General features: G+C 64.5%; 31 protein-coding genes. 10 read left to right on the top strand and 21 right to left on the bottom strand.

The window, feature by feature from the left end; all coding sequences use genetic code 11:
* Positions 1-41: 41 nt before the first annotated feature.
* On the bottom strand, positions 42-434 hold the full coding sequence (locus BSY19_RS27505) for a hypothetical protein (protein WP_210184418.1): 393 nt from the start codon (positions 432-434) through the stop codon (positions 42-44).
* Between the two features lie 237 nt (positions 435-671).
* Here BSY19_RS27505 and BSY19_RS09240 point away from each other — a divergent pair, with 237 nt between their 5' ends.
* Entirely contained in the window at positions 672-1,070 is a 399-nt protein-coding gene (locus BSY19_RS09240; RefSeq protein ID WP_150129554.1) for a hypothetical protein, read from the top strand.
* A 218-nt stretch (positions 1,071-1,288) separates the two neighbouring features.
* Entirely contained in the window at positions 1,289-1,888 is a 600-nt protein-coding gene (locus BSY19_RS09235; protein ID WP_171905116.1) for an SCO family protein, read from the top strand.
* 3 nt (positions 1,889-1,891) lie between these two features.
* Here the strand turns inward: BSY19_RS09235 and BSY19_RS09230 are convergent, their stop codons facing one another.
* The 4 genes from BSY19_RS09230 to BSY19_RS09210 all read right to left on the bottom strand — a co-directional run bounded on the left by BSY19_RS09230 (position 1,892) and on the right by BSY19_RS09210 (position 5,447).
* Complete coding sequence (locus tag BSY19_RS09230) at positions 1,892-2,341, bottom strand: TlpA family protein disulfide reductase (protein ID WP_236840498.1); 450 nt, start codon at positions 2,339-2,341, stop codon at positions 1,892-1,894.
* Between the two features lie 137 nt (positions 2,342-2,478).
* On the bottom strand, positions 2,479-3,099 hold the full coding sequence (locus tag BSY19_RS09225; protein ID WP_069053910.1) for an SCO family protein: 621 nt from the start codon (positions 3,097-3,099) through the stop codon (positions 2,479-2,481).
* Positions 3,100-3,107: 8 nt separating this feature from the next.
* Entirely contained in the window at positions 3,108-3,602 is a 495-nt protein-coding gene (locus tag BSY19_RS09220; RefSeq protein WP_069053909.1) for a copper chaperone PCu(A)C, read from the bottom strand.
* A 504-nt stretch (positions 3,603-4,106) separates the two neighbouring features.
* Positions 4,107-5,447: an Nramp family divalent metal transporter gene (locus BSY19_RS09210; protein ID WP_069053907.1), complete on the bottom strand. Its 1,341-nt coding sequence runs from the start codon at positions 5,445-5,447 to the stop codon at positions 4,107-4,109.
* A 109-nt stretch (positions 5,448-5,556) separates the two neighbouring features.
* Between BSY19_RS09210 and BSY19_RS09205 the strand changes: the two genes are divergently transcribed.
* A complete protein-coding gene (locus BSY19_RS09205) occupies positions 5,557-6,000 on the top strand; it encodes a Fur family transcriptional regulator (protein ID WP_069053906.1) in 444 nt (147 codons plus the stop codon).
* A 29-nt stretch (positions 6,001-6,029) separates the two neighbouring features.
* Here BSY19_RS09205 and BSY19_RS27500 read toward each other — a convergent pair whose 3' ends face one another.
* The 3 genes from BSY19_RS27500 to BSY19_RS09195 all read right to left on the bottom strand — a co-directional run bounded on the left by BSY19_RS27500 (position 6,030) and on the right by BSY19_RS09195 (position 7,676).
* The gene (locus BSY19_RS27500; protein WP_210184417.1) at positions 6,030-6,224 is read right to left on the bottom strand and encodes a hypothetical protein; all 195 of its coding nucleotides are present in this window, start codon (positions 6,222-6,224) and stop codon (positions 6,030-6,032) included.
* A gap of 64 nt (positions 6,225-6,288) precedes the next feature.
* Positions 6,289-7,347 carry a L,D-transpeptidase family protein gene (locus tag BSY19_RS09200; protein ID WP_069053905.1) on the bottom strand — a complete coding sequence of 353 codons (1,059 nt, stop codon included), beginning with the start codon at positions 7,345-7,347 and terminating at the stop codon, positions 6,289-6,291.
* Positions 7,348-7,430: 83 nt separating this feature from the next.
* Positions 7,431-7,676: a hypothetical protein gene (locus BSY19_RS09195; protein WP_069053904.1), complete on the bottom strand. Its 246-nt coding sequence runs from the start codon at positions 7,674-7,676 to the stop codon at positions 7,431-7,433.
* Positions 7,677-7,858: 182 nt separating this feature from the next.
* Between BSY19_RS09195 and BSY19_RS09190 the strand changes: the two genes are divergently transcribed.
* Positions 7,859-8,494 (top strand): DsbA family protein, encoded by a 636-nt coding sequence (locus tag BSY19_RS09190; protein ID WP_069053903.1) that lies wholly within the window; start codon positions 7,859-7,861, stop codon positions 8,492-8,494.
* Positions 8,495-8,511: 17 nt separating this feature from the next.
* Here BSY19_RS09190 and BSY19_RS09185 read toward each other — a convergent pair whose 3' ends face one another.
* The gene (locus BSY19_RS09185) at positions 8,512-9,120 is read right to left on the bottom strand and encodes a transglutaminase-like cysteine peptidase (RefSeq protein ID WP_069056961.1); all 609 of its coding nucleotides are present in this window, start codon (positions 9,118-9,120) and stop codon (positions 8,512-8,514) included.
* A gap of 246 nt (positions 9,121-9,366) precedes the next feature.
* On the opposite strand from BSY19_RS09185, the gene BSY19_RS27920 reads away from it, so the two are divergent.
* Positions 9,367-9,528: a hypothetical protein gene (locus BSY19_RS27920; RefSeq protein ID WP_171905115.1), complete on the top strand. Its 162-nt coding sequence runs from the start codon at positions 9,367-9,369 to the stop codon at positions 9,526-9,528.
* A 10-nt stretch (positions 9,529-9,538) separates the two neighbouring features.
* On the opposite strand, the gene BSY19_RS09180 is transcribed toward BSY19_RS27920, so the two are convergent.
* The 5 genes from BSY19_RS09180 to BSY19_RS09160 are packed head-to-tail and all read right to left on the bottom strand — an operon-like array spanning position 9,539 to position 14,904.
* The gene (locus tag BSY19_RS09180) at positions 9,539-10,504 is read right to left on the bottom strand and encodes an arsenic resistance protein (RefSeq protein WP_069053902.1); all 966 of its coding nucleotides are present in this window, start codon (positions 10,502-10,504) and stop codon (positions 9,539-9,541) included.
* A gap of 45 nt (positions 10,505-10,549) precedes the next feature.
* Entirely contained in the window at positions 10,550-11,104 is a 555-nt protein-coding gene (locus BSY19_RS09175; protein WP_069053901.1) for a copper chaperone PCu(A)C, read from the bottom strand.
* Positions 11,101-11,640, bottom strand: a complete 540-nt coding sequence (gene lspA / locus BSY19_RS09170; protein WP_069053900.1) for a signal peptidase II — start codon at positions 11,638-11,640, stop codon at positions 11,101-11,103. Before lspA ends, BSY19_RS09175 begins: the two co-directional genes overlap by 4 nt.
* Entirely contained in the window at positions 11,637-12,266 is a 630-nt protein-coding gene (locus BSY19_RS09165; protein ID WP_069053899.1) for a methyltransferase family protein, read from the bottom strand. Before BSY19_RS09165 ends, lspA begins: the two co-directional genes overlap by 4 nt.
* A 16-nt stretch (positions 12,267-12,282) precedes the next feature.
* Entirely contained in the window at positions 12,283-14,904 is a 2,622-nt protein-coding gene (locus BSY19_RS09160) for a heavy metal translocating P-type ATPase (protein ID WP_083247503.1), read from the bottom strand.
* A gap of 78 nt (positions 14,905-14,982) precedes the next feature.
* Between BSY19_RS09160 and BSY19_RS09155 the strand changes: the two genes are divergently transcribed.
* Positions 14,983-15,426 (top strand): MerR family transcriptional regulator, encoded by a 444-nt coding sequence (locus BSY19_RS09155; protein WP_069053898.1) that lies wholly within the window; start codon positions 14,983-14,985, stop codon positions 15,424-15,426.
* A 48-nt stretch (positions 15,427-15,474) separates the two neighbouring features.
* On the opposite strand, the gene BSY19_RS09150 is transcribed toward BSY19_RS09155, so the two are convergent.
* Complete coding sequence (locus BSY19_RS09150) at positions 15,475-16,059, bottom strand: DedA family protein (RefSeq protein ID WP_069053897.1); 585 nt, start codon at positions 16,057-16,059, stop codon at positions 15,475-15,477.
* 691 nt (positions 16,060-16,750) lie between these two features.
* On the opposite strand from BSY19_RS09150, the gene BSY19_RS09145 reads away from it, so the two are divergent.
* Positions 16,751-17,266: a hypothetical protein gene (locus BSY19_RS09145; protein ID WP_069053896.1), complete on the top strand. Its 516-nt coding sequence runs from the start codon at positions 16,751-16,753 to the stop codon at positions 17,264-17,266.
* Positions 17,267-17,292: 26 nt separating this feature from the next.
* Here the strand turns inward: BSY19_RS09145 and BSY19_RS09140 are convergent, their stop codons facing one another.
* From BSY19_RS09140 to BSY19_RS09125, 4 genes are read right to left on the bottom strand one after another with little or no spacing between them, the layout of a single operon-like run.
* Positions 17,293-17,874 carry a TlpA disulfide reductase family protein gene (locus BSY19_RS09140; protein WP_069053895.1) on the bottom strand — a complete coding sequence of 194 codons (582 nt, stop codon included), beginning with the start codon at positions 17,872-17,874 and terminating at the stop codon, positions 17,293-17,295.
* Positions 17,874-18,446, bottom strand: a complete 573-nt coding sequence (locus tag BSY19_RS09135) for a peroxiredoxin-like family protein (protein ID WP_069053894.1) — start codon at positions 18,444-18,446, stop codon at positions 17,874-17,876. The genes BSY19_RS09140 and BSY19_RS09135 overlap by 1 nt, the downstream gene beginning before the upstream one ends.
* A 38-nt stretch (positions 18,447-18,484) precedes the next feature.
* Complete coding sequence (locus BSY19_RS09130; protein WP_069053893.1) at positions 18,485-19,201, bottom strand: cytochrome c biogenesis CcdA family protein; 717 nt, start codon at positions 19,199-19,201, stop codon at positions 18,485-18,487.
* Positions 19,202-19,213: 12 nt separating this feature from the next.
* The gene (locus BSY19_RS09125) at positions 19,214-19,609 is read right to left on the bottom strand and encodes a thioredoxin family protein (protein WP_069056959.1); all 396 of its coding nucleotides are present in this window, start codon (positions 19,607-19,609) and stop codon (positions 19,214-19,216) included.
* Between the two features lie 436 nt (positions 19,610-20,045).
* Here BSY19_RS09125 and BSY19_RS09120 point away from each other — a divergent pair, with 436 nt between their 5' ends.
* Complete coding sequence (locus tag BSY19_RS09120; protein WP_083247502.1) at positions 20,046-21,749, top strand: tyrosine-type recombinase/integrase; 1,704 nt, start codon at positions 20,046-20,048, stop codon at positions 21,747-21,749.
* A 111-nt stretch (positions 21,750-21,860) separates the two neighbouring features.
* A complete protein-coding gene (locus BSY19_RS27495; RefSeq protein WP_150129552.1) occupies positions 21,861-22,073 on the top strand; it encodes a hypothetical protein in 213 nt (70 codons plus the stop codon).
* Positions 22,074-22,091: 18 nt separating this feature from the next.
* Here the strand turns inward: BSY19_RS27495 and BSY19_RS09115 are convergent, their stop codons facing one another.
* Positions 22,092-22,973, bottom strand: a complete 882-nt coding sequence (locus tag BSY19_RS09115) for an ImmA/IrrE family metallo-endopeptidase (RefSeq protein WP_150129551.1) — start codon at positions 22,971-22,973, stop codon at positions 22,092-22,094.
* A 7-nt stretch (positions 22,974-22,980) separates the two neighbouring features.
* Complete coding sequence (locus BSY19_RS09110) at positions 22,981-23,328, bottom strand: helix-turn-helix domain-containing protein (RefSeq protein WP_069053891.1); 348 nt, start codon at positions 23,326-23,328, stop codon at positions 22,981-22,983.
* Positions 23,329-23,434: 106 nt separating this feature from the next.
* On the opposite strand from BSY19_RS09110, the gene BSY19_RS09105 reads away from it, so the two are divergent.
* Positions 23,435-24,397, top strand: coding sequence for a CBASS oligonucleotide cyclase (locus BSY19_RS09105; protein WP_069053890.1), 963 nt, complete (start codon positions 23,435-23,437; stop codon positions 24,395-24,397).

The raw sequence follows: 24,397 nt of genomic DNA, 5'->3' as shown, positions 1-24,397 counted from the left end.
TGCGTGCGACGATGTCGCAGGCCGCAGGGAAGGCTCGCCCTTCAGCTGCGGCGCGGTGGTCCCGTGGCCTGTGGCGGCCCTTGCGGACTGGAAGTACGAGATGCCTGCACGCCTTGGACGAAGATGGTCGCAGCGGGTTCGGCGCGTTCGGGCAACAGACAGGTCGGCGGCGGAGGCGTCAGCGGCGCGAGAGCGACCGACTTCGCCCAGACGCAGCACGTGTTGACGCCTTCGACATGCGTCGTCCGATGACGCTCTGAACTCGGCGTGGTCCCACATATTTCGATGAGGGAGATTTGCCCGGCGTCGAACTTGACGGCAAGATGGGTGCTGCCTGCAATCGCGCTCGCCATCAGCTGGAATATGAGCACGACGCCGCAGGCGGCGGCCAGCAGGCCGCGTCCCCAATCCCGCAATGCGCCGATCGCCATCATAGCTGCAGAATAGGCCCGGGGATCAGGGATGAGCAAATGCAACCCGCCCCGCTCGCGTTCTGTTGACCGTTCCCACCTGGCTGACCATCATCGTGATCGTAGACCCCGGTGCCATACTGTTCGGCGGTCTGTTCGGCCTGATCAGCGCCGGCGAGGCGGTGCCGGGCGAACCCCGGTGGCCGTTGGCGGAAGCGTGTTAACGCAAAGGTATCCCGGCTTGGCGCGGCCGCGCGGGAGGTGGCGATGAAAAGGCATTTTTGGTCGCTGACCCTCGTGATCGCGGCTCTGACAATCGCTCCGCAGGCACGCTCGGCGGAACTGATCGGCAAATTTGGATACACCGGCGAGTGGGCCGTTACGGCGATTGTCGCGCCGGTCCGGTCAGGTTCGCTATGGTCGCGCGAGGCCGCCGGGCCGTTCTCGATGAAGCACACCGCGACCTGCATGCCAGGCGAGGTCGAGGAGAAATCCGGCCAGATCACCATCAGCCGCGTCGAGCGGGGCGCGCGGTTTTCAGCCAGCTTGGAACTCGACGGGAAGAAGTGCACCTTCTCCGGGGTTCTTGCCGAGGAGCGGCTGTCTTTCGTCAGTTGTCCGGGCATGTCCGACGTTCCGTTCCGTCTGTGGGTGCGGTGATCGACCGCTCGGCGGCCGTCGCCATCGAGGATTCCGTACGAACGTCGTCAACGTCCCAGGCCGACAGGCTCTGACGCGGATGTGACCGCCGCGCGAGCGCGCTCGGGGATAGCGTCGGTCATCCGCCTTCCCAGAAGTTAGACAAGACGGAACTGCTTCCGATGCGTGACCCGATATCCGCCCTCCCCAGGCGCCGGCTCCTGCTGACCGCCTTCTTCATGATCGCAGGCGGCGTGTCGCATGCGCACGACCCGCTTTCCAGGAGCTCCGGCGACAAAGTCGAAGCCGGCGGCGCGACGGCCGCCCGCGATCCGCTGGCGAACCGGTTCGGCGGACCGTTCAGCCTGCTCGACCACACCGGTCGCCGCGTCAGCGATGCGGATTTTCGCGGCAGGTACATGCTGATCTATTTCGGCTTCAGCCGTTGCACGGACACCTGTCCCTCCGATCTGCTGACCATCGCGACGGCGCTGAACTCATTGGGCGCCGAGGCCGAGCCGATCGTTCCCATCCTGATCACGGTCGATCCCGCCAACGATACGCCGGCCGTGCTCGCGCCCTATGTCGATGCCTTCCATGCGCGCCTGCTCGGGCTGACCGGGACGGAGGCGGAGATCGCCGCCGTCGCGAAGGCCTACCGGGTGCATCGGCGCAAGGTCGCGAGGTCTGCGGTCGACTACTCTGTCGATCACGGCTCGTTGACCTATCTCATGGGCAGGAACGGGCAGTTCCTTACGCTTTTGCCGCACAAGACCGCGCCCGAGGCTCTCGCGGCGATTCTGCGCAAGTATCTGGCGGCGACGCCCGTCGGCAACTGAACGCTACGATCTGGATGTCCGCATCAGCGTCCTCAGCTCGTCGATCACCGCCGGCTCGTCCCATTCCTTGGCGCCCGCCCAACGGGCGACCTCCACTCCGCGAGGGTCGATCAGGACCGTGGTCGGCAGCCCTGCGATCCGGAGCGTCGGCATGACGCTGCCGGTACGGTCCAGATAGACCACCAGATGCGCGACGCCAACGGATGCGAAGAACGGTTTCACCAGCTCTGCCTCGCGGTCTATCGACAGGGCGACGACCTCGAAATCGTCACCGCCGATTTTCGCTTGGAGGCGATCGAGCGACGGCATTTCCTTTCGGCAGGGTGGACACCAGGTCGCCCACACGTTGAGCAGAACGAAGCGTCCCTGGAAGTCTGAGAGGGAAAGCGGACGCCCGTCGCCGGTTTCGAAGGCGAGGGCGGGTAGCGCGGTCGACGAGGACCGGCTCGACATTTCCCGGCCGGATCCGGCTCCGTACAAGACGCTTAGAACCGCGCCAGCCGCTAGCAAGCTCACTGCGATGAAGAGCCCGAGCCGGCCGCGGCGGCCCCGCAGGGCCGGGTCTGGACGGGAGGACGGATCTGGCTCGCTCATTTGAGCACGAGGCGCATCTTGGCGAGCGCCGGCGCCTCCTCCTCGTGGTAGTCTACCATCGTCCTGAACCGGCCTTGGGCATCCATCAGGTAGGTCGATGCGGTGTGGTCCATGGTGTAGCCGCCATCGGTGGGGATGCGCTTGGCATAGGCCTTGTAGGCCGCCACGGTGGCGTCGACCTGCTCCCGCGTGCCCGACAGCCCGACGATGCGCGGATCGAACGACTGGAGATAGAGCGCGAGCTGCTGGGGCGTGTCGCGCTCGGGATCGACGGTGATGAACAGGACCTGGAGCTTGTCGGCATCTGGACCGAGCTTCTTCAGGCGGGTGGTGATCTCGAAGAGCGTCGTCGGGCAGACCTCGGGGCAGTGCGTGAAGCCGAAGAAGACGGCCATCGGTTTGCCCCGGTAGTCGGCGTCGGTGACGGTCTTCCCCGTGTGATCGACGAGCGTGAAGGCCCCGCCGATCGCCGGCAGCCCTTGCACGGCCGTGCGGTCACCAGTCGAGCGGCCGGGACCATCGACCTGCCACCATCCCAGGAGGATGGCGGCGCCGACGAAGGCGACGAGGACGACGCCGGCCCAGGCGCCGTAGCGGATCCATTTGAGCATGAGCATGGCGCGCCTCAGTGCCCGGAATGCTCGGACGCGGCCGGCTGCGGCGCGCCGACGCCTTGGACCTGCAGGTCGACGGTGACAGAGCCCGCGCGCTCGAAGACCAGCGTCGCCTTGACCTTGTCGCCCTGCTTCAGTGGGGCCTTGAGATCGACGAGCATCAGGTGCAATGCGCTTGGCTTGAGCTCGACCTTGGCACCCGGCGGAATGGCGACGCCGTCGGTCCTCTCGCGCATCCGCATGATGCCGTCGGTCAGACTGGTTTCATGGATTTCGAGGCGGGCTGCCGCCTCGGTCGAGCCGCCGACCAGACGGTCGGGTTCAGAACCGGTGTTCTCGACGCTGAGATAGCCGCCGCCGACCTTCGCGGCCGGCGGCGTCGCCCTGGCCCAGGGATGCCCGATCTTCAGTGGCCCAACGGCGTAATCGTGTGCTGCGGCGGGGAGGGTTGGATAGGTGGCAAGAGACAGAACGACGCCAGCGGCGCCCAATGCGAATCGCTTCATGATGATCCTCGAAAGTGTGATGGTGCCGGCGCAGGCCGGCGCTCGGATCACGCGACGAGGGTGGGAGGCGCCCGAGAACCCTGTGCGGTGGCGACCCGGAACAGGATCGCGGTCTGCACCACTTGTCCGAGGGGGAATGGCAGTCCGACGGGAGCGAACACAGGCCAAGCGGTCGCAAGGGCGGTCGGAGGGACGACGGGATCTAGCGCGGCCGAGATGCTCCAGGCGCAGCACGAGGACTGGGCAGCGGCGTGGTGGTCCGGCAGGGCCTCTCCGGGAGCCTGCGCGCCTGAGCAGAGCGTCTGCGTCACGCTTGGCGCGCCGGACGCTTTGGCGAGCCGAGCGCTGGCGGCGGCGCTTGCGAATAGGCCCTGCAGGAGCAGGACGTAGGCGACCATGAGCGCAAACAGCGCCCGGGCGACGATGGTTCTGGTCGATCGCTTGGTCACAGCGCTGGGATATCGAAGCCCAGCCGGCCCCGCAATGCGACATCGCGGATCAGGGTCAGCCCGTCGCGAGGTCGAACAGCAGCTTCATGTTCAGGGCGATGATGATCGCGGCGATGAGCCCGGCGGTGATCGTCAGCCATTTCGGCGCGACCATCTCGCCCATCTTGCTCCTAGACGCCGTGAACATCACCAGCGGCACGATTGCGAAGGGCAGTTGCAGGCCGAGGATGACCTGGCTCAAGATCAGCAGCTTACCAGTCTCGCTGGCGCCGTAGATCCAGGTCACCAGGATCGCCGGGATGATGGCGACGAGCCGGGTGACGAGCCGCCGCACCCAGGCCGGCAGCTTGATGTCGAGGAAGCCCTCCATCACGATCTGGCCGGCCATGGTCGCGGTCACGGTCGAGTTCAGGCCACAGCAGAGCAGCGCGATGGCGAACAGGGTCGGCGCGATCGAGAGCCCGAGCAGCGGGGCCAGCAGCTCGTGGGCGCGGCCGAGTTCGGCGACGTCGGTCTGGCCCGTCTTGTGGAAGGTCGCCGCCGCCAGGATCAGGATCGAGGCGTTGACCAGCAGCGCGAACATAAGCGCCACGGTAGAATCGACCGTCGCCCATTTCAGCGCATCGCGCTTCTCGGGCAGGCTCTCTCCGAAGGCGCGCGTCTGCACGATGCCGGAGTGCAGATAGAGGTTATGAGGCATCACGGTCGCGCCGATGATGCCGAGCGCGAGATAGAGCATCTGCGGATTGGTGACGATCTGCGTCGTCGGGGCGAAGCCGCGAACGACCTGACCCCAGTCGGGATCGGCCAGGGCGATCTGGACGCCGAAGCAGATCGCGATCACGCCCAGCAACGTGATGATGAACGCCTCGATCCAGCGGAAGCCCTTGTTCTGGAGCCAGAGAATCACGAACACGTCGAGCGCGGTGACGACGACACCGATCTCGAGCGGCATGCCGAAGAGCAGGTTGAGCGCGATCGCCGTGCCGATCACTTCGGCGAGGTCTGTCGCGCAGATCGCGAGTTCCGCCAACAGCCAGAGCGGATAGGAAACCGCACGCGGATAGGCGTCGCGGCAGGCCTGCGCGAGGTCCCGGCCGGTGGCGACGGCCAGCCTGGCGCAAAGCGCCTGCAGGATGATCGCCATAATGTTTGAGACCAGCGCGACGAAGAGCAACGTGTATCCGAACTGGGCGCCGCCCGCGAGCGAGGTCGCCCAGTTGCCGGGATCCATGTAGCCGACCGCGACGAGGTAACCCGGGCCGAAGAAGGCGAGGAACTTGCGCCATGGCGTGGCGCCGGGGCTGACCGAGATCGTCCTGAAGACGTCCAGCAGCGACGGCTCGCCACGCGACTTGAGCCAGCCGGTTTCGGCGGTCTCAACCTTGTCCAGCATTCCCCGCCCCTAAAATGCAACTGATTTGCAAAAGCAGATTATTGCGGCAGGTCATATTGTCAATGCATTTGCAAACGATTCTCATTAAACAGGCTGGAGGGAGGAAACGATGTCCGACGCAGCCGATGCACTGATCGAGCACTGCCGCGAGGCGGGGCAGCGCATCACCGGGCCGCGCCGCATCATCGCCAACATCGTCGCGAAATCCGACGACCACCCCGATGTCCCTGAGATCTATCGGCGGGTCACCGCCATCGACCCCGGAATCTCATTGTCCACCGTCTATAGGACAGTGAAGATTTTCGCCGCCACCGGCCTCGTCGAGCGTCACAGCTTCGCGGGCGGACGGGTCCGGATCGAACCTGCCCCGGAAGTCCATCACGATCATCTGATCGACATCGCGAGCGGCGCAGTCATCGAATTCAGGTCAGACGAGATCGAGCGCCTCCAGGCGCAGGTCGCTAGGGAGCTTGGCTTCGAGCTGACCGGGCATCGGCTCGTGCTGTATGGCCGCCCTCTTGGTAGGACGCCACGACGCGCGCGGAAGCCATAGGTTCTCACGAGAAGACATGCCTCGGATTGTCAGCGCGCCTGCTGGGCCGCGCCACCGGCCTCCAATACGACGTGCGAAAAGCTCAGGATAAAAGCGAAGGCGACGAAGCCCAAGAGAATGGCGAGTACGACCAGATTGCGGCGCCTCATTCGGCTGTCGTCCTGGCGAGCGATCGGACCAGGAAGAGCGGGCTCACGTGTCGTTTCGCGGTTGGTCAATGTCATTTTCCCATTGCCGCAATGCCGTGGGTGAAGCCGCCGACGGCCTGGCGCACGGCTCCGCCAATGCTCAACGGCTGGCGAGCGAGCCGGTTGTCTCGGTTCGCCCGGGCGCGTCATCACCGCCGAAAGGGTCGGCCAGCGCGGCGTCGGGCCGGCTTATTTCGACCTTGCCCGCGACCATGGGCTGCATGCGTTCAGGTCCCAGATTCTTCAGCATCGCGCGGAAGCTCTGGTGCATGCCGCCGTCGAGATGGGCGTAGCTCATTGCCGGCGCGCCACCGCCGACCAGTTCGGCGAACCGGGCCTCGTCGCGCGACTGGCGCTGCGACACGAGCGGCTGGACGTTTGGGTCAATCTCATAGGGCGGGCACGCCTCGGCCGGTGCGAACGGTCCCGATCCGTCCTTGGCGTTGAAGACGTAGCGGCGACCGCAGGAGGCGAGCCTAGGCGGCTGCTTCGTCGCCTCAAAATGGTCCGAGCCTTCCTTGAGGTTCCGCCAGAAGGCGAAGTGTGTGCTGTTGCGGTGGCGCGCCATGTTCTCCGGCGTCATCCGGAATGGCAGGGCCTGGACCTGGAAGCTGCGCTGCCCGCCGGCGAAGGCCTCGCGCGCTAGCCCGTAGATCTCGGTGACGCCTTCGTCGGTCATGGCGAAGCAGCCGGCCGAGGTGCAGGCGCCATGGACCATGAGCGCCGAACCGGTAGCGCCCTGCGACTTCTCCAGCGGGTTTGGATAACCGAGGTTGAAGGACAGGTAGAACTGCGAGCGCGGGTTCATCAGGTCGGCCGTGACCGTGTAGAATCCTTCCGGCGCCTGTCGGTCGCCTTCGCGCTTCTTCGGGCCGAGCTGACCCGACCAGCGGCACATCGGATAGGTCTTGAGCAGGGCGTACTGGCCGCTGCGGTCGCGCTTCCAGACCTCGAGCTCGCTCTCCTTCTTGAAGATGCGCACAAGGATGGGGTCGCTCTGGCTCATGCCCTTGCTGGACATCTCCGAGACCAGCCGCGCCGGAAGCGGCTGGAGATGACGATCGTCGCCTTCGCCGGTGACGCAGCCGGACAGGGCGAGCGTACCGAGCAAGAGCGCGAGGACGAGGCGGAGCGTCGAGAGGCGGGCGAACGAGAGCATGCGAGAACTTTTGCGCGAACGGGGCTTACAGAGCGTCAACAAGGACGGTTAACGGTCCTCTACAACCTGATGCCACTTGAGCTTCAAGCAGAAATCTTTCGATCTTGATCGGCGTGCGTGCGCCTGCTCCACCAGCGCCGCAGCGCCACGACCGCCCAGATCGCCTCGACCACACCGAAGGGCCAGGCGCCCTGTAGGAAGCCGTAGACGGAGCCCAGCGCGCAGGCGATGGCGAAGCCGAGTATGAACCATGGACTGCGCTCTTCGCACGCGTAGGTGATCAGCATCGCGGTCACGGCGAAGAGGCCGAAGATGGTGAGAGGGTCCATCAGAGGTTCATGCAGGCGGAGGCCGGCCAATACCACTGCAGCCACGACCGCCCATTGGCGCAATCCACCACTTGGGCGACCAACTGCGACGCGCTGTCGCATCACATGTGGGGCTGCTACCGCCGGAAGCGCTTGAACCTGATGCCACTTCAGGTGCGATCAGCGTACCGAGGGAGGATTCCATGATCGCGCGTCGCTCGCTGCTTCGGCTGTCGGCCGGGCTTATCGCTACCAGGCTCGCCGGTCGACCGGCGACTGCACAGACTTCTCTTGCCGCCAAGCTCCTTGAGCCAGGTCCCTTGCCGGACAAGGTCTTCGGCGCCGCCAATGCGCCGGTCACGGTGGTCGAGTACGCCTCGCTCACCTGCCATCACTGCATGAACTTCCACATCAACACCTGGCCGGCGTTCAAGGCCAAGTATGTCGATACCGGCAAGGTCCGCTTCATCGCGCGCGAATTCCCGCTCGATCCGCTTTCGGCGGCGGGTTTCATGCTGGCTCGATGCGACGATGAGGCGAAATGGTATCCGATCGTCGACATGCTCTACAAGACGCAGGAGGGCTGGGCTCATGCCCAAAAGCCGCTCGATGCTCTGACACAAACCATGAAGCAGGCCGGGTTCAGCGAGGAGAAGGTGAATGCCTGTCTCCAACGCGAGGATTTGTTCCAGGCGGTTCGTCAGATCCAGGAACGCGCCAACAAGGAGTTCGGCGTGAACTCGACACCGACCTTCTTTGTGAATGGCGAGAAGAGAACGGGCGCTCTGACCATCGACGAGTTCGACAAGATCCTGACGCCATTGCTGGCAGGGCGCTGACCGGGGGGCTTGCGATGTTAACGCGACGCCTTGATCGCTGCGGTGACGACATCCGGACGGCCCAGGAAGCGCCCGAGATCTTGCCAGACGTTCTGGTTTTCCGGCGACTGTCGCCGAATGAAGGTCAAGCCGGATTTCGACCAGGGCAGGACCTTGTCGGTCTGGTTGTCGAGGACAAACTCGCCGCGGTCGGTGACGACGGTGAGCACGGCGTGGCCACCGCCCTCCTTGTCGATCACCACGGTGATCAGCAGCGCCGAGAGGGGCCAGCCGCGCTTGACCAGTTCACGGCGCTTTTCGAGGACATAGTCCTCGCAGTCACCCTTGCCCGTCCTGGCGTAGTTCCAGTTCTCGACCACTCCGAACTGATCCTCGTCCGTGACGGGCTCGATAGCCTTGTTAAACATCAGGTTGACGCGCAGGAGCTCATTCCAGGATTTGTCGTCGAGGCGCATCACGGTCGCGGTCGAGCGCGGCGTCCGGCAGTCGTTGGGATTGTCGACGCAGAACTGTTGCCATCCGATCGGCGTGCGCGAGGGCTGGCCGGCGTGAAGATGTGTGAGGTCAGTGGCGCCCGCCGCGAGAACGGGTTTGACCAATGTCGAAATCGCGATGCCGAGGATCATCGCGGCGATGACGTTCTGCCTTTTTTTCATGACGCTCTCCCTTGTCGTTGAGAGCGTTTCTAGCGAAGACGCGTTGAATTCGCGCGAAATCAGACACCGAAATTATCGATCTAAGATTCAGATTTCATTGATGTTTCTTGCCGTGTTATCAACCTTAAGGAACGCTTTCTCGATGGGCTGTTTCGCTTCGGTCGAAGGTTTGGACCGCGCCTTTCCAATCGGCCCACGAGGTGGGAGCTGGGCACGATGAAATCGCGCAATGGCGCTCTTGCCATCGCCCTGGTCGCACTCGCGGTCCTGTTCTACGCGGTCAGCGTGGTGAGGATGCGCGAGGTGGAAGACCGCCGCCATCAGACCGACCCGAAGGCGCACGCTTCAACTTCCCGCCCGACCTCTCTTCAACCATGACGGGTTGGGCCTAGCACGAATGCGCGCTGCCGAGTTTCGGCAGCAATCGGATGTAGGCTAGTTCGCTGACCAGTTCGACAAGCGTCTGCGCCACGATGATAGCAGGCAGCAGCGGCATCGCTCCCGGCACTGCGAATGCGAGGGGTAGGACGACCAGTGAATTCCGTGTCCCCGCGCTCAAAGCGACAGCGCGTGCACCCGAAACATCAAGATTGAATGATCTGGCTACGATCCAGCCCAAGATCGGAGCGGCGATAGCGAATGCCACATAGATTGGAACGACACGCAACGCGCCATCGAGAGCAAGTCCCAACTGAGGCACGACCGCTGCGATCACGACGAATAGGACAAGCGCAGTAGCAGGAACGGGCAGCAATCCAAGGTAGCCAGCCGCCCGTTTCGCTGTGTTGCTTTTTCCGGAGAGGACCTGCACGAGCGCAGCCAGCGCAAGCGGCGCCGCGATGAGCCAAGCGAAGGCAAGAAGGAAAGGCTCCATTCGCACCAGCCCACGGGCTTCCTCGCCCATAAACACACTGAGATAAATTGGCAGGAGGAGCATCTGCACGATGAGCAGGATTGGCGTCGATGCGAGAAGCAGTCGCGCATCAGCCCGCCCAAGATGGGCGAAGGTCACCACGTAGTCGATACAGGGCGTCAGCAGCACCAACAGCACCCCCAACCGAATGATGGGGTCAGAGGGGAGAAACTGTAGCAGTACCGCCACAAGAACCGGGATGACGAGAAAATTGGTGACGAGGAGCGAACCGAGAAAGCGGAGCTGGGTAAAAGCCCGAGCGAGGTCGGCCAGAGGCACTTGTAAGAACGTCACGAAAAGCATCAGCGCGAGCGTCGGATTGATGAAGACCTCGAGAATCCCCGTTTGCGGCAGCACCAAAGCCGTAGCGGCCGCGATAGCAATCGCCGCGAAATAGATCGTAACTTGGTGGGTTTCGAGGGCTTCGCGCACAATGGACATCGGACCGCATTAGCTGCTCATCTCGCGGAGGCGCAACTTCGCTGCTCAGATGTGATCCTTGTGCTCAGGCTCGCCGAGGTTTTCGACGCGGATGTCGGCCGAGAGGCGGCCGGCGCGCTCGAAGACGAAGGTCACCGGGATGAAGCTGCCGGGCTCGACCTTGGCGTAGAGGCCGATCAGCGTGATCTGATGTGTTCCTGGCCTGAGCGACACCCTGCCGTTCGCCGGCAGGGCGAGTTCGTCGAGCTCCACGGGACGCACGATGCCGGTCTTGGTGTCCAGCGCCTTCAGGATGGCGTGGTGGGCCGCGGCCGTCTCGATCTTGATGAGTCGATCCGGGCGAGCGCCGCTGTTGGCGAAGGTCGCGTAGAAGGGGAACTGGTCGCCCTTCAGCGCCGATCCCTTGGCCCAGGGATGGATCACAGCGACGCCGCCACGCTGCGCCACCGGCTCGGGATGGATCTGCCCCATGGCGAGCAGACCAGCCGCGATCAGCACGGCAAGGCCCCCGAGGCGCCAGGCCGCTGCACCAGAGAGCAGCGCAAAGGGTTTGGTCTCAGCGGCGGCAGCCGCCTCGATCCATTGTCTGATCCGCCTCAAGATCGGTCTCCTTGCGCGCCTGGAGAGACATTGGGCTGTGGGGATGCGGCCTCGGAGCGGGCCTTGCGATAGTCGGCAAGAGCGGCCAGCAGCATCAGCCCGACACCCGCCGAAATCGCGATGTCGGCGCCGTTGAAAGTCGGCCAGTGCCAATCGCCCCAGTGAAGGTCGATGAAGTCCGTGACAGCGCCCTGACGCCAGCGGTCCTGCGCATTGCCGAGCGCACCGCCCGCAACCAGCGCCAGACCGACCCGCTCGAGCCGGATCCGGCTTCTGACGGCCCAGACCATGAGGCCGAAGGCGACGACGACTTTGAACGCGGCCAGCATGCCCGGCCACGCCTCCAGCGTGTCGCGGCCGATCCCGAAGCTGACGCCGTAGTTGAAGCCGAGGCGCAGATTGAGGAACGGCGTGATCTCGATGACGCGCGGCGGCGCCATGACATAGGTCAGGATCAGCCATTTCGAGAGCTGATCCAGTGCCGCGGCGGCGACCGCCCAACCAAGGACTTCTACGAGTCGCTTCTGCAACGTCATGGCGTCGTGCTTTCCGGGGTGGTGCGGGTCCCGAACCAACGCCGCACCCGCTGCTGGTAGTCGCGATAGGGCTGGCCGAGGGTTCGCAGAAGGACGCGTTCCTCGATACGGACCTGAAGAACGATGGCGACCAGGAGCCCGAGTGTCAGCGCACCCTGGATCAGGCTGGGCAGCACGAGGAAAAGCCCCACGAAGAGCAGGGCCTGGCCGACGAAGACCGGGTTGCGCGAGATGGCGAAGGGGCCGCTGTCGACGATCGGGCCGAGCTCGCCCTCCGCCGCGCCGATGCGCCAGGAGGCGCCCATATGCCGCTGGGACAGGAGCGCGAGGCAGGCTCCGACGACGACGAGAAGATGGCCCAGGACATCAACCCAGGGGCCATCGAGCGCGCGTTGGAGCGGGTCGGCCTTGATCGGATTGCCGACCAATGTCAGCACGATGGGCCAGATCACCGCACCGGCGAAGGCGAGGCGGAACAGCGTGGCCGGCAGCGCCTGCTTCTCAAGCCCTTTGCCGAAAAGCCAGACCGGCCGTCCCGCTTCCTTGGCGAGGATGGCCGACATGGCGAGGAAGCTGATGACGTAGACGACCGTCATCAGGTAGCTGGCGATCTCCATGCCGGACATGGCGCGCTCCTTCCGCTCAGCCGGCGCGGCCGGCGTTGAAGCGGAGCAGCCGCAGCGCGTTGGCCGTCACGATCACGGTCGCGCCGGTGTCAGCGAGGATCGCGACCCAGAGGCCGGTGTAGCCGAACACTGTGGTGACGAGGAACACGGCCTTCAGCCCGAGTGCGATGGCGATGTTGACCCGGATGTTGCTCATCGTCGCACGGGCCAGCCGGATCATGGCCGCGACGTCCCGGACCCGGCTCTTCAGGATCGCAGCATCAGCGGTTTCCAGCGCGACGTCGGTGCCCGAGCCCATTGCCACGCCGATGCCGGCGGCGGCGAGCGCCGGCGCGTCGTTTATGCCGTCGCCAATCATCATGACAGAGGTCTCGGCCGACAGCACCTTGATCGCGGCGACTTTATCCTCGGGCATCAGTTCGGCCTTGTGCTCCATCCCCAGCGAACCGGCGATGGCCGCTCCCGTGCGGGCGTTGTCGCCGGTCAGCATCAGCGAGCGGATGCCCATCGCCTTCAACTCTGCGATGCCGGCGGCGGCGTCTTCGCGCGGCTCGTCACGCATGGCGATCAGGCCGGCGAGGACGCCATCCGCGATCACGGCTGCGACGGTCTTGCCGGCGGTCTCCAACTGCTCGACGGCGGCCTTCGCCTGGTCGTCGAAGTTGGCTCGCGAGAGCGCGTGGCGCGGCGCCCCGACGAAGATAGTAACTCCGTCCAGCGTACCGGTGACGCCCTGCCCCGCGATGGCCTTCGCCTCGGTGGCATTGCGCACCGGGATCGCATGTCCCTTGGCGCGCTCGATGATCGCCAGCGCCAGCGGGTGGCTTGAGCCCGTCTCGACCGAGGCAGCCAGTTCCACCACCTCGCGTTCGGTCCGTCCCAGCGCGACGACCTCCGTCACGCGCGGGCGGCCTTGCGTCAGCGTGCCGGTCTTGTCGAAGGCGACGATGCCAGTCTTGGCCGCAGCCTCGATGACCACGCCGCCCTTCATCAGCAGACCCTGGCGCGCGCCGGTTGAGAGCGAGGCAGCGATCGCAGCCGGCACGGAGATGACCAGCGCACACGGACAGCCGATCAGCAGGAGCGCCAGCGCCCGATAGACCCAGACCGACCATTCGCCGCCGAGCAGCAAGGGCGGCACGATGGCGACGAGCACGGCGAGCCCGACGATCGCCGGCATGTAAATGCGCGAAAACCGGTCGATGAAGCGTTCGGTCGGCGCACGCGATTCCTGCGCCTCCTCGACCAGCCGGATGATCCGCGCGATCGTGTTGTCCTCGGCAGCCTTGGTCACGCGGACGCGCAGCGCCGCCTCGCTGTTGACGGAACCGGCGAACACCGGATCGCCGACGCTCTTGGTCTTAGGTACCGACTCGCCCGTGACCGGGCTCTCATCGATGCCGGAGACGCCGTCGGTGATCTCGCCATCGGCAGGGATGCGGTCGCCGGGACGCACCAGCACGGTCTGGCCGATGATCAGCTCCGCGGCGTCGATCGTGCGTGTCGCGCCGTTCTCCTCGACGATCGCGGTCTTGGGCACGAGCTCGCCGAGCGCACGGATCGAGGCCCGGGCGCGATCGGCGGCGACACCCTCCAGAACCTCGCCGACAGCGAACAGGAAGACGACGAGCGCAGCCTCTTCGGCCGCCCCGATGAACAACGCGCCCGTGGCGGCGATGGTCATCAACATCTCGATGGTGAAGGGCATGCCGGCGCTGGCGGCTGCATAAGCCTTGCGCGCGACCGGCACGATCCCGATCACGCAAGCCGCGATGAAGGCCCAGTGCGCGGCGGCAGGCCAGATGAGGCTGGACGCCCAGGCTGCACCGAGCAGCGCGCCGGTCGTCAGCACGAGGCGGCCCTTATTGGTCTGGTACCAGGACACGCCGTCCGGTGTCGCCTCGTGGACATGGCCCGGCAGGCCGTGGCCGGCATCGACGGGCTGTTTGCCGACAGTGTCAGCCGTCCCTTGCGTCGCGGCGCTTCCATCGTCGCCATGGGAATGGCTATGACCCGCATGATCGTGCCCGGCATGATTTTCATGCTCGCGACGATCGCCGATTGCAGGGCTCGACGCTTGCGTCTTCGGCGCAACGACGACGGTGGTGAAGCCGAGGCTGGCAATGCGCTTCTCGATTGCGTCGCGCTTTGTCTGAGTCTCATCGAGTGCAAGCGTCAGGGTTTCCGACATTACCGAGAGCTTGACGTCGCTGACGCCAGGCAAGCGCTCGAGCGCACCACGAATGGTCGCGGCGCAGCCTGGACAATCCATGCCGCCGACTTTCCAGCTCAAGGGCTGCGGGCTGCGTTGGATCCCGGCCGTGGTCGTCGCATCCGCCGGCTTATGGGAATGGCTGCAGCCGCACGTGGCTGCCGGCTCCTGGACCGGCGTCGCCTTCGCCACCAGCACCGTCAAGGTATAACCGAGGCCTGCGACGCGCTTCTCGATCGCTTCGCGCTTGGTCTGGCTCTCGTCGAGCGCCAGCGCCAGCGTTTCGGACATGACCGAGAGCTTGACGTCGCTGACTCCGGGCAGGCGCTCCACGGCGCCGCGGATCGTCGCCGCGCAGCTCGCACAATCCATCCCGCCGACCTTCCAGCTCAGGTTCTGGAGCTTGGTGTCCGAGGTCGCTGTCATGGTCGTCTCCGCTTGCAGGCGCTGCGAGACAACCTACATACGATCTCTAGCCACTTCAGGTTCAAGAGGTAAAATGAGATGGACGCAAAAAACATCGCGCGCGTCATGCCGATCGGATCGCTCTCGGACCGGACCGGCGTGAAGGTCGAGACGATCCGCTATTACGAGCAGGTCGGGCTTCTTCCGCAGCCAGAGCGCTCGGAGGGCAACCAGCGCCGCTATGGCCGCGCCCATGTCGAGCGCCTGGCCTTCATCAAGCATGCCCGCGACCTCGGTTTTCCCGTCGACGGCATCCGCGCGCTCCTGAGGCTGTCGGACAACCCCGGCATGGCATGCGACGAGGCCCACGCGATTTCGGTCGCCCATCTCGACGAGGTGCGCCACAAGATCGCGCGGCTCCGCTCGCTGGAGAAGGAACTAGAGCGCATCGCTGCAGCCTGCTCAGGCGGAGTCACGGCCTGCGACTGTGCCATCATCGAGGCGCTGGCGGACCACAGCCGATGCGGGCACGATCGGCATTAAGGCGCTGATGCAGTCCAATGTCGTGCGGGGGTCATAACGCGACAAAAATTATCGCAGCCGCGGTGAATCCGCGTCCGACCGACGCCTGATTATGATCATGAGAATGCTACCGATGAATACCGGTAGGAGTAATAGCACGCTGAAGAAGCCAAAACTGCTTTCGGCCAGCGGGCCGATCAATTCTCCGATAAAAAACCCGCCACCGACCATCAGAAGCGCCCAAAGGCCAGCCGAAGCTACATTTAAAAGCGCGAAACGATGCCAAGGCATATCGGTCAGGCCCACCGGGAGAGCGCCGATAGTGCGCATGCCCTTCGGATATCGATAGATGAAAAGATAAAGCATGCCGTAACGTTCCATCAGGCGTCGCGCCGCCGCGAGCGCAGCACCAAGCTTAGGCCGTCCAACTATGATGCGCTCGCCAAAATGGCGCGCCGCCCAGAAACGGAGTTCATCGCCAACGACACCGCCAGCCAGCGTCGCTAAAGCGACCCAACAAACGTCAACGAGACCGTTGGCTGCGCCGATGCCTGCGAAAAGCGGAAGTGCGCCGCTCTTAATCAAGCAATAGACAAAAAGAGCGGGGTAAAGCCATATCCCGTAGGCATCAACTAAAGATTTCAGTTCACCCATGGAGTTGGCCCCGGTTCGCTGGACATGCAGAGTTGGGTCGAAAGAGCGGGCTCAGTTTGTCGGCTGTCGCTGAGTGCATTGGGGCCTTGGTTATGCCGCAACCCTCCTGAAGTGGCGACCAGGCCCGTCCCGCATCGGAACAGGCTTAGCGCGCCGCGATACGGCATTGCCGATGCCGGCTGGGCGCCTCGCCGCCACCCGGCGCTTATTTCATCGTCCTGCACCGTCCGCGCTCTGTAGTAGCCAACGAGGCGGTCTCAATCGGTCTCATCGAGGATGCCGTCAACTGTTTGGGAATGTCTTGCCGAGTATGAATGAGCCAATGCCGCAATAGATCGCGATACCGGGCAGTCCAGCTTTCGCTGATCATAGCTCGACCATCGCCGCTCACGGCCGCCTTTGGACTATGCCCTGGTCTCGGCTCCCACCGCTCCTTCCGTCATCCGTGGGTCAACAGCGAGACGCGCCTGCCGGATGGCGAGGTCACCAGAAGCGCCGGGCTGATCGTCTATCTCGTCGATCCGACGACGCGCTATGGCCATGGCGTATTGGGGGAGCCATCGAGGCCGGCGGTTTCGCGGTCGAGCGGCAGGGCAAGTGCCTGCTGTTTCGCCTCGGGGCCGACGCGGTCTTCGAGGACCGTCGCGTCCGCCTGGCCGATCTCGACGGCGACAGGCAGCCGGAGGCGACCGTGGTCAAGGCCTATCTGGATCGCGGCGCGGCCATCGTGGTCTACCGGATCGGCCGGCATGCGATCGAGCCCCTCGCCGAGAGCCCCGCCATCGGCCAGCGCAACCGCTGGCTCAACTCTGTCGGCGTCGCGGATTGCACCGGCTCGGGGCAGGCCATGCTCGCGGCCGTGGTCACCCCGAATCTCGCGGGCTCGCTGCGGCTCTATCGCCTGTCGGGCACGGCGCTCGTCGAGGTTTCGCGCATCGACGGCTTTACCAATCATCGCCTGGGCGAGCGCGACCTCGATCTCGCCCGGATCGGAGACATCGACGAGGATGGCGCGCCCAAGATCGTCGTTCCGTTCCTGACGCGTCGGGAACTGGCGGCGATCGGCTTCAAGGGCGGGCGCGCGGTCGTTCTCGGCAAGACGCCGGTCGAGCAGCGCGTCGCGAGGTTCCTTGCCTTGCGGGGACCGCGCGCGACGATCGAGACCGACGCCGGTGCGCGCCGCGACGTCATCGTCGGACAGAACTGACGGAGGGTGCGGTCTCGCCGTCGAGCCTAGGCGCGGGCGTAGAAGTGCAGCAGAGCGAGCGCGTCCGGCGCGCTCCAGTCGGCTTCTCCGGTCAGATAGCCGCCGCTGCGCCCACTTGCATCGATGACGTAGCTCATCGGCATGCCATAGAGCGGAAAGGGGGGCGCGACCTTCGATTTCGGCCCGGATGCGACCTCGCCCTCTGTGTCAATGAAGCTTAAAAGCCCGTCCAGGCGCAGTCGCCGGAGATAGGCGGCGGCCGTTCCAGCGTCGCGATCCAGCGACACCGGCACGACCACGAAGGGCTCGCTCTTCGCCTGGTTCTGGAGCCGGTGCAGGATCGGTAGCTCGCGTCGGCAGGGCGGGCACCAGCTCGCCCAGAATGCGAGCAGCACGGCCTTGCCGCGATAGGCCGCGAGCGTCCGCCGCCGCCCCTCCAGATCGCGCAGCGGGATGTGGCCGGCCTCCTCGCGCGGATCGAGCACGGTGAATTGGGCGTGATGCGTGCTGAACGGCGGCGGATAGGGGTCCGCTGCTTCGGCCGGCGGCGGGCCGCCGAATGCGCCGGCTGCCGAGCCGAGCATGAGAGTTCTGCGCGTCACCGTCATCAGAACGCGGCCAATCCATCCTCGATGGTCGCCACCTCGCCGCGCGCCGGATAGTCCTTGGCGACGACGAAGTCGATCGCGCCGAGGATGTCGGCGAGAGCCGGCCTCGCGAAGGGCATGGTCTGGACGCTGGAGAAATAGAGCGTGCCGTCCGGTCGGACCAGAAACAGGCCCGGCTCGGCAAACAGAGCGGGCTCCTCCACGCCGATCGAGGTGACGCCGCGGCCGGTCGACAGGAACAGCCCCCATTCGCGCGCCGAGGTCGGCGAGAAGCCATGACCCAGGCGGAGCCTCGGCAGGCTCCATTCGGTCTTGGCCCGGGTGGCGCGCTCCTCGCTGTCCGTCGACAGTGCGGTGACGCCGACGCCCTTTTCGGCGAAGGCGTCGAGCCTGCCCTCGAGATCGCGCAGCTGAACCTTGCAGATCGGGCAATGCATCCCGCGATAGACCACCACCAGCGTGAATTGCCGTGGGCGCTCGGCATGGAGGCTGAAGGCGGAGCCATCGGGAGCGAGCCGCAGGTTCAGGGTCGGCGCCGTCGTCCGGGGCAGCACCGGTCTGATGTCGGTCATTGCAGGGTCGTCCTTTCAGTCGTCGCAACGGTTTGCGATCAAAACGAGGTCGTCAGCCGCGTCAGCCATTCCGGCGAGGCGGCGACGAGGATAGCCACTAGGCTCTTGTCCCAGCCGGTCAGGATCAGGATGCCGACGGCGACCAGGAAACCGCCCAGCGCCGTCTTGAAGCCCTGACCGGCTGACATCATGCGGTTGCGCAGGCTCATGAGCCGTGCGCGCGATAGCATCCCGAGCGCGATCAGTGGCAGGCCGGCTCCCACGCCGAAGGCGAGCATCGTCAGCGCCACCGCGCCGAGATTCTCGCCCTGCGCGGCCAGAACCGAGGCCGCGCCGAGCGTCGGCCCGACGCATGGGCTCCAGACCGCGCCGAGCAGCAGCCCGACGCCGAACTGACCGCGCAGGCCGTTCGGCGAGAAGCCGCCGAAGCGCTGCTCGGTCCAGTTACTGAGCGGGCCGCCCGCCGCCGCCACCCGCGCATGCAGAACGGGCAGCATCAGCACGAGGCCGAGCAGGACGAGCATGATCGCCGCGGCCATGCGGAACACGCCGGTGTCGAGCCCGATCGCGAAGCCGACCGTCGCCACGAAAAGTCCGATCGCGGTGAAGGAGAGCGCCAGCCCTGCCGCCAGCGCGACAGGCCCATAGCGATGCTCCGACACCGCCGTGCCGAGCACGATCGGCAGCAGCGGCAGGACGCAGGGCGACAGGATCGACAGGATGCCGGCGATCAGTGCAAAGCCCGAGGTGGCCATGGCGGAACCGCTTCAGATCGCGCGGGCGAGCAGGGCTTCGATCGACGCCTTGTTGGTGTCGCCGACCGAGCGTCCCGTCTCCACGCCGCCCTTGTAGACGATCAGTGTGCTCTGCTGCTGGGCCTTCAGGCCGCGCAGCGCGTCCTTCTGGCTGTCAAAATCGACATTGAAGACGACGAGGTTCTTGAAGCGCGGCTGCTTGGCGAGTTCAGACAGGATCGGAGCCTGCGCCTTGCAGGTCGGGCACCAGGGCGCGGAGACGTCGATCAGCACCGGCTTGCCGGCCTTTATCGCGGCGTCGAAAGCCGCCTGGGAATACGCGGATTTTTCGAGTGCCGAGGCTCCGAAGCCGGAGAACAGGGCTGCGGAGCCGGCGAGAACGGCGATGACATGGCGGCGGTTGAACATGGCGACCTCCTTCAATGCGGGATCGGCTCCATGGGAGCCGGCATCGAGGTTTCGCGAAGACCGGGCTCTTCGTTACGAATTCACGCGGAATTGATCCCGTCCTAATCCTAAGGGAGCCGGACAGGACCTGCCCCATGGGCGCCGGCTTTCCGAGCATCTTTCCGTGCGCTTCGCGTTGGAATGGCTGATCCGTCTTGCACAGCGTAGGCGCTTGCAAGCTGGATCGAGTACTCTATCTTGCAGCGGCCGGTTCCACTCTTAACTCCCACTCAGGCTTGGTAGCGGCGACGGGATTTCTCTTGTTTTTCAAGGAGATTTGGACTGACCGATAGGTTCGAGTCCTCTCCTGGGCACCACTCTTTTTCCTCAGCAGGACAAAGAGATACGGTTTTGTAAGGGCTTATCGGGTATCCGCTTTCACACAGCGGTTTCACACATGGCCCTTGCGATGCCCCGTCCCTTCGCTACCAAGTCGGGATCCTACTACCTCAACGTTCGGGTTCCGAACGAGCTTCGGGAGGTCGCGCGCGGCCGTCCCGTGACCCTGCCGATCAACGGCGAATCGGTCACCGTGACCGTCACAGACAAGGTCTATGTGTCGTTGCGCACGAAGAGTGCGCGCGAAGCCAAGGACCGCTTCCAGATCGCCCTGAACCGGCTAGCCGCCTATTGGGATTCGCTGCGGACTGTCCCCGTGGCGCTGACGCCGATCCAGGTCAAAGCCCTTGCCGGCGAAACCTACCGCAACGCCGTCGATCGGCTCGATGCCGACTTTGACTTCAATGACCGCATCGAGGCCTTTGCCGAGGAATACAACGGCACGACGCAAGTCTTCATCGACAAGGGCTACGCCCCCAAGGTTGCAGAGCGATTGGCCTCGATCGAGATGGATGACCCTCGGGCACTCCACACCTATGCGCTGCGGCATGGCGACGGCGTCATGAACAGTGGTGAGATCGCCGACGCCGCCTTCGGCGCCGAAGCACGCCAGCTCGCGGCAGACAACCAGATGCAGTTGGACGAGAGGTCGATCGAGCGGGTCGCCACGGAACTCGTCAACGTCGGCAAGGCCTTCGGCGAGCTTGCGGCACGCCGCCTCTCCAGCGCAGACCACTCCGATGAGATCGGCAAGAACCTCCCGACTTGGACCCCTCCCACCCCGCCCAGCAAGACTCGCGCGAAAGGAGACCGTGAGCCCGAATCGGTAGCGGACCTCTACAAGCGCTGGTGCGCCTACCAGACCAACAAGAAGGCCGCGAGCACGCTTCGACGCTATGGCCCGTCGCTGGAGTCCCTGGATCGGTTCTGGAAGGGCAAGGACTGGCGGCTCATCGGAGGCGACGAGATCTTCGACTGGGCCAACCACCGCCGGGACGTGGACGGTATCGCGCCGCGCACGATCAACCGAAACGACCTTGTCGCCGTCTCGTCCGTCTTCGCCTGGGCGACAACTCGCCAGGGCGGACGCAAGCGCGACGAGAACCCAGCCATGGGGATCAAGCTCGACGTCGATCGGCAGACCACGACGCGGGAGAAGTTCTTCAAGGACGCAGAGGTGTCCGCGATCCTGCTAGCGGCGCGCCACGCCAAGCCGAGTCGGCGCTACCCGCGCGCGTCCGCCTCTCGTCGCTGGGCACCCTGGATATGCGCCTATACCGGCGCCCGGGTTCAAGAGGTCTGCTGGCTCAGCCGCCAGGACATCAGGCAGGAAGACGGTATTTGGGTCATCCACTTCCCGCAGACGAAGACCAACGTCGCCCGCACGGTCCCTATGCACCCTGCCCTCATCGACGAGGGCCTGCTCGGCTTCTGGGAGAAAGCCCCTGCCGGCTTCCTCTTCGTCGGCGACGTTCCCCAGAGGGAAGGCGCTACGCGGAGCCCACAGGAGCAGCGCGCCAGCGAACTGGCCGAGTGGGTTCAGGAGCAGGTGGAGCTAGAAGATGGTGTCAGCCCCAACCATGGTTGGCGTCATACGTTCGTGACGAGGGCCGAGGAGGCGAACATCTCGAAGCGTTTCAGCAACGCCATCACCGGCCACAACCATGGCAAGGACGTATCGGATGGGTATTTCCGTGGCCGCATGTCAGCTCTCAAGGTCCGGATGGACAAGTACCCGCGCTACGAAATCGTCACGCCCTGAAGTGGCCCCTTGCCGACCTCTGGAACGTCTGCTTTCGGGCAGTCTATAGATCGACCGTCAGCGACGCGGGTACAGCTTCGAGGTCCTGCGGGCGAGCCTCTATACAAAGAGGTGACGACGAAACGCCGGTCCTCGATCCGCCGCAAGAAGCACCGGCCCAGCGACTCGATATCGTTCATGGTGTTAGGCTTCGAAGACCGCGACGTCGTCTATGAACGAGTGATCATCCCAGCGAAGTTCGCGGAGCGTCTGCACGAATTCGGGCGCGACCAGCTTGTGCAGCCTGTCCGAAATGGCGGCAAGCGAGCCGGCCTTGAACTCTGAAAAGCCGTTCGGGATAACTCATCTTCTAAGACGCGGCGTCCAGCTTTCGACCAAAGCGTCCTCCTCGTCCGCCTCGTCCTCCACTTCGACCTGCCCGATGGTCCCAGAAGAGAGCACGGTAAGGCACTTTCCATAGGTTCCAAGGCCAATCGTTTGCTCACGGATCTTGGCGTTGCTCGTTCCACCAAGCCAAAAGCGAACCAGGGTCTCCTCGTCGACCGCCGCGCCGGCGGAGACGTTCTCCGGGACGGATGCGAACGCCGCAGTGGCCGTACCGCTCGGGACATCTGTTCCCTTCCGGATGAAGGCTAGGCCCGGCAGGGTCTTCATCGCCTCGGATAGTATGCAATAGTCGATAATTCCGCGGGTGCTGACGACAACCGCGACGGCATCCCCGGTGAGCTCGGCGTACCTTATGGCTGTCGCCGTCAACGACGTCCTGCAGTCGTCAGACAATTCGTAGACGATCCCCAGACCGGGATCCCGACGTGCGATCGCTCGCCTGAAAAAGCCGCTTGGCATCAGGAGCCCCGCCGCGAAGGCGTCTGCTTCCAGTTCGAATGGATCACCAGAGACGAAGCCGGCACGCGACTCGTGGACGCCGTCCTTCAGGACGTGGTCGACATGGCCTTCCAAGAAGTAGTGACCAAGCTCGTGCGCGACGCTGAATCGCTGGAAGCCCTCACTCTGAACGTAGGTCGCGTACATGATGCCGAAAACGTTGCCATGTCGAAGCAACATGCCCGACACGCCATCCGCCGTGTCGGGTTTCGGCTGCACGACGATCCCCCGATCCTCAGCAATGGCAAACGGGTCGACAGGCAGCCTTTCCAGTCCCTCGTCGCGTAAAAAGGCTTCGGCTTTCTGCTTGGCCATCTTAACGCGGAAGAGGTGATTCACGGCTACCTCACTTCTTAGCTTGGCTCCGGGCTGCCAGCATCTGCAGAAAGTCCTTGGCCAGCTCCCGGTCACCACCGCTGAGCTTGCCTATATCGCGGAACAATGGATCGCCTGCTTCAGCGCGGCCAGGATCGTCCACGCGGCCCAACAGATAGTCTGCCGTGACCTCGAGGGCGTTTGCAAGCCTGCTCAGCGTATCGAAAGACGGCTTACGCGTACCGCCCTCAAAATGCCCCACCGAGCTCTGCGGCATGCCGCAGCGAAGGGCCAGGTCGTTTTGGCTCCACCCTCGGAGGTCGCGCGCCGCCTTCAGGCGCTCGGGAAACATATCGGTGGGCAACTTAGAGTTGGTCATATCGAACTCGCCATAGTGACCTTGACGACTATTACGAGTCGCCTTAAATTGATCGACATGGAAATTATGTCGCTCTCGACATGATGGCAAGCGCGGAGTTGGCCAGATGGCTCGCGATCACGTGAATCACGGCGAAATCGTCCGATTTTGCCAAGAAAAGGTTAATTTGCCCAAGGACAAGGCCGATACCTACCGCGCTCAGGCCGATCGCCTTCGTGACCGTCTCGACACCTACATCGCAGAACATCCGGACTTCACGCTCAAGAAGATGAGGCTGTCAGGCAGCCTCGCGAAGGGCACCGCGCTGCGCTCGCTGAACGACATCGACGTCGCATGCTACATCAGCGTGAAGGATGCGCCCTCGGACACGCGCACCTTGGGGACATATCTCGCGGAACGCCTGCGTCGCCTGCCGAACATCAGCCCCGACCAGATCAAGCCGCAGACCTATTCGGTGACTGTCTCCTATAGCGGTAGCGGCCTCGACGTCGACGTCGTGCCGATCCTCTATGACGGCGATCCGAACTGGTATGGCGACCTCGTCAGCCAGAAAGACGGAAGCCTCCTCAGGACGAGCATCACCAGGCACGTGCAGTTCGCGCAAAAGCGCAAGTCTGCGAGCCCGACGCACTTCGCCCAGGTAGTCCGGCTCGCCAAGTTCTGGGCCAAGCGCAAAAAGGACGAGAGCGAAGATTTCCGCTTCAAGTCCTTCATGATCGAGCTGATCATGGCCCATCTGGCTGACAGAGGCCTCGACATGTCGGACTACCCGACGGCTTTGCGCGGGTTCTTCGACTACATCGCGCAAACGGGCCTTACGGAGAAGATCGTTTTCGCCGACTACTACCAGAGCGGGACCGTCGGCGCCTTCCCCCATCCGATGCAGATCATCGACCCGGTGAACGCGGCCAACAACGTCAGCTCGCTCTACACCCAGCGGAACGTCGACCTGATCGTCGATGCCGCCCTCGAAGCCGGCGACGCCATCGAGGCGGCCCTCGGCGCCCCCACCAAAGGCGAGACCGTCCGCTATTGGCAGAATGTCTTCGGCTCCAGCTTCAATCCGTGA

Source organism: Bosea sp. RAC05, from assembly GCF_001713455.1.
Taxonomy (GTDB): Bacteria; Pseudomonadota; Alphaproteobacteria; order Rhizobiales; family Beijerinckiaceae; genus Allobosea.
Note: the sequence above shows the minus strand (reverse complement) of the source record. Positions and strands in the feature narration are given on the sequence as shown.

Bases quoted from the DNA above. Each gene is read 5' to 3' on its own strand.
- BSY19_RS09195 (WP_069053904.1), bottom strand. From the start codon at position 7,676: ATGGACCCTCTCACCATCTTCGGCCTCTTCGCCGTGACCGCGATGCTG.
- BSY19_RS09155 (WP_069053898.1), top strand. From the start codon at position 14,983: ATGGACGCAAAAAACATCGCGCGCGTCATGCCGATCGGATCGCTCTCG.
- BSY19_RS09120 (WP_083247502.1), top strand. From the start codon at position 20,046: ATGGCCCTTGCGATGCCCCGTCCCTTCGCTACCAAGTCGGGATCCTAC.
- BSY19_RS09220 (WP_069053909.1), bottom strand. From the start codon at position 3,602: ATGAAGCGATTCGCATTGGGCGCCGCTGGCGTCGTTCTGTCTCTTGCC.
- BSY19_RS09160 (WP_083247503.1), bottom strand. From the start codon at position 14,904: ATGACAGCGACCTCGGACACCAAGCTCCAGAACCTGAGCTGGAAGGTC.
- BSY19_RS09205 (WP_069053906.1), top strand. From the start codon at position 5,557: ATGTCCGACGCAGCCGATGCACTGATCGAGCACTGCCGCGAGGCGGGG.
- BSY19_RS27500 (WP_210184417.1), bottom strand. From the start codon at position 6,224: ATGACATTGACCAACCGCGAAACGACACGTGAGCCCGCTCTTCCTGGT.
- BSY19_RS09200 (WP_069053905.1), bottom strand. From the start codon at position 7,347: ATGCTCTCGTTCGCCCGCCTCTCGACGCTCCGCCTCGTCCTCGCGCTC.
- BSY19_RS09125 (WP_069056959.1), bottom strand. From the start codon at position 19,609: ATGTTCAACCGCCGCCATGTCATCGCCGTTCTCGCCGGCTCCGCAGCC.
- BSY19_RS09135 (WP_069053894.1), bottom strand. From the start codon at position 18,446: ATGACCGACATCAGACCGGTGCTGCCCCGGACGACGGCGCCGACCCTG.
- BSY19_RS09105 (WP_069053890.1), top strand. From the start codon at position 23,435: ATGGCTCGCGATCACGTGAATCACGGCGAAATCGTCCGATTTTGCCAA.
- BSY19_RS09165 (WP_069053899.1), bottom strand. From the start codon at position 12,266: ATGTCCGGCATGGAGATCGCCAGCTACCTGATGACGGTCGTCTACGTC.
- BSY19_RS09235 (WP_171905116.1), top strand. From the start codon at position 1,289: ATGATCGCAGGCGGCGTGTCGCATGCGCACGACCCGCTTTCCAGGAGC.
- BSY19_RS09130 (WP_069053893.1), bottom strand. From the start codon at position 19,201: ATGGCCACCTCGGGCTTTGCACTGATCGCCGGCATCCTGTCGATCCTG.
- BSY19_RS09225 (WP_069053910.1), bottom strand. From the start codon at position 3,099: ATGCTCATGCTCAAATGGATCCGCTACGGCGCCTGGGCCGGCGTCGTC.
- BSY19_RS27920 (WP_171905115.1), top strand. From the start codon at position 9,367: ATGAAATCGCGCAATGGCGCTCTTGCCATCGCCCTGGTCGCACTCGCG.
- BSY19_RS09210 (WP_069053907.1), bottom strand. From the start codon at position 5,447: ATGCTGGACAAGGTTGAGACCGCCGAAACCGGCTGGCTCAAGTCGCGT.
- BSY19_RS09150 (WP_069053897.1), bottom strand. From the start codon at position 16,059: ATGGGTGAACTGAAATCTTTAGTTGATGCCTACGGGATATGGCTTTAC.
- BSY19_RS09185 (WP_069056961.1), bottom strand. From the start codon at position 9,120: ATGATCCTCGGCATCGCGATTTCGACATTGGTCAAACCCGTTCTCGCG.
- BSY19_RS09180 (WP_069053902.1), bottom strand. From the start codon at position 10,504: ATGTCCATTGTGCGCGAAGCCCTCGAAACCCACCAAGTTACGATCTAT.
- BSY19_RS09190 (WP_069053903.1), top strand. From the start codon at position 7,859: ATGATCGCGCGTCGCTCGCTGCTTCGGCTGTCGGCCGGGCTTATCGCT.
- lspA (WP_069053900.1), bottom strand. From the start codon at position 11,640: ATGACGTTGCAGAAGCGACTCGTAGAAGTCCTTGGTTGGGCGGTCGCC.
- BSY19_RS09140 (WP_069053895.1), bottom strand. From the start codon at position 17,874: ATGACGGTGACGCGCAGAACTCTCATGCTCGGCTCGGCAGCCGGCGCA.
- BSY19_RS27505 (WP_210184418.1), bottom strand. From the start codon at position 434: ATGATGGCGATCGGCGCATTGCGGGATTGGGGACGCGGCCTGCTGGCC.
- BSY19_RS09110 (WP_069053891.1), bottom strand. From the start codon at position 23,328: ATGACCAACTCTAAGTTGCCCACCGATATGTTTCCCGAGCGCCTGAAG.
- BSY19_RS09230 (WP_236840498.1), bottom strand. From the start codon at position 2,341: ATGTCGAGCCGGTCCTCGTCGACCGCGCTACCCGCCCTCGCCTTCGAA.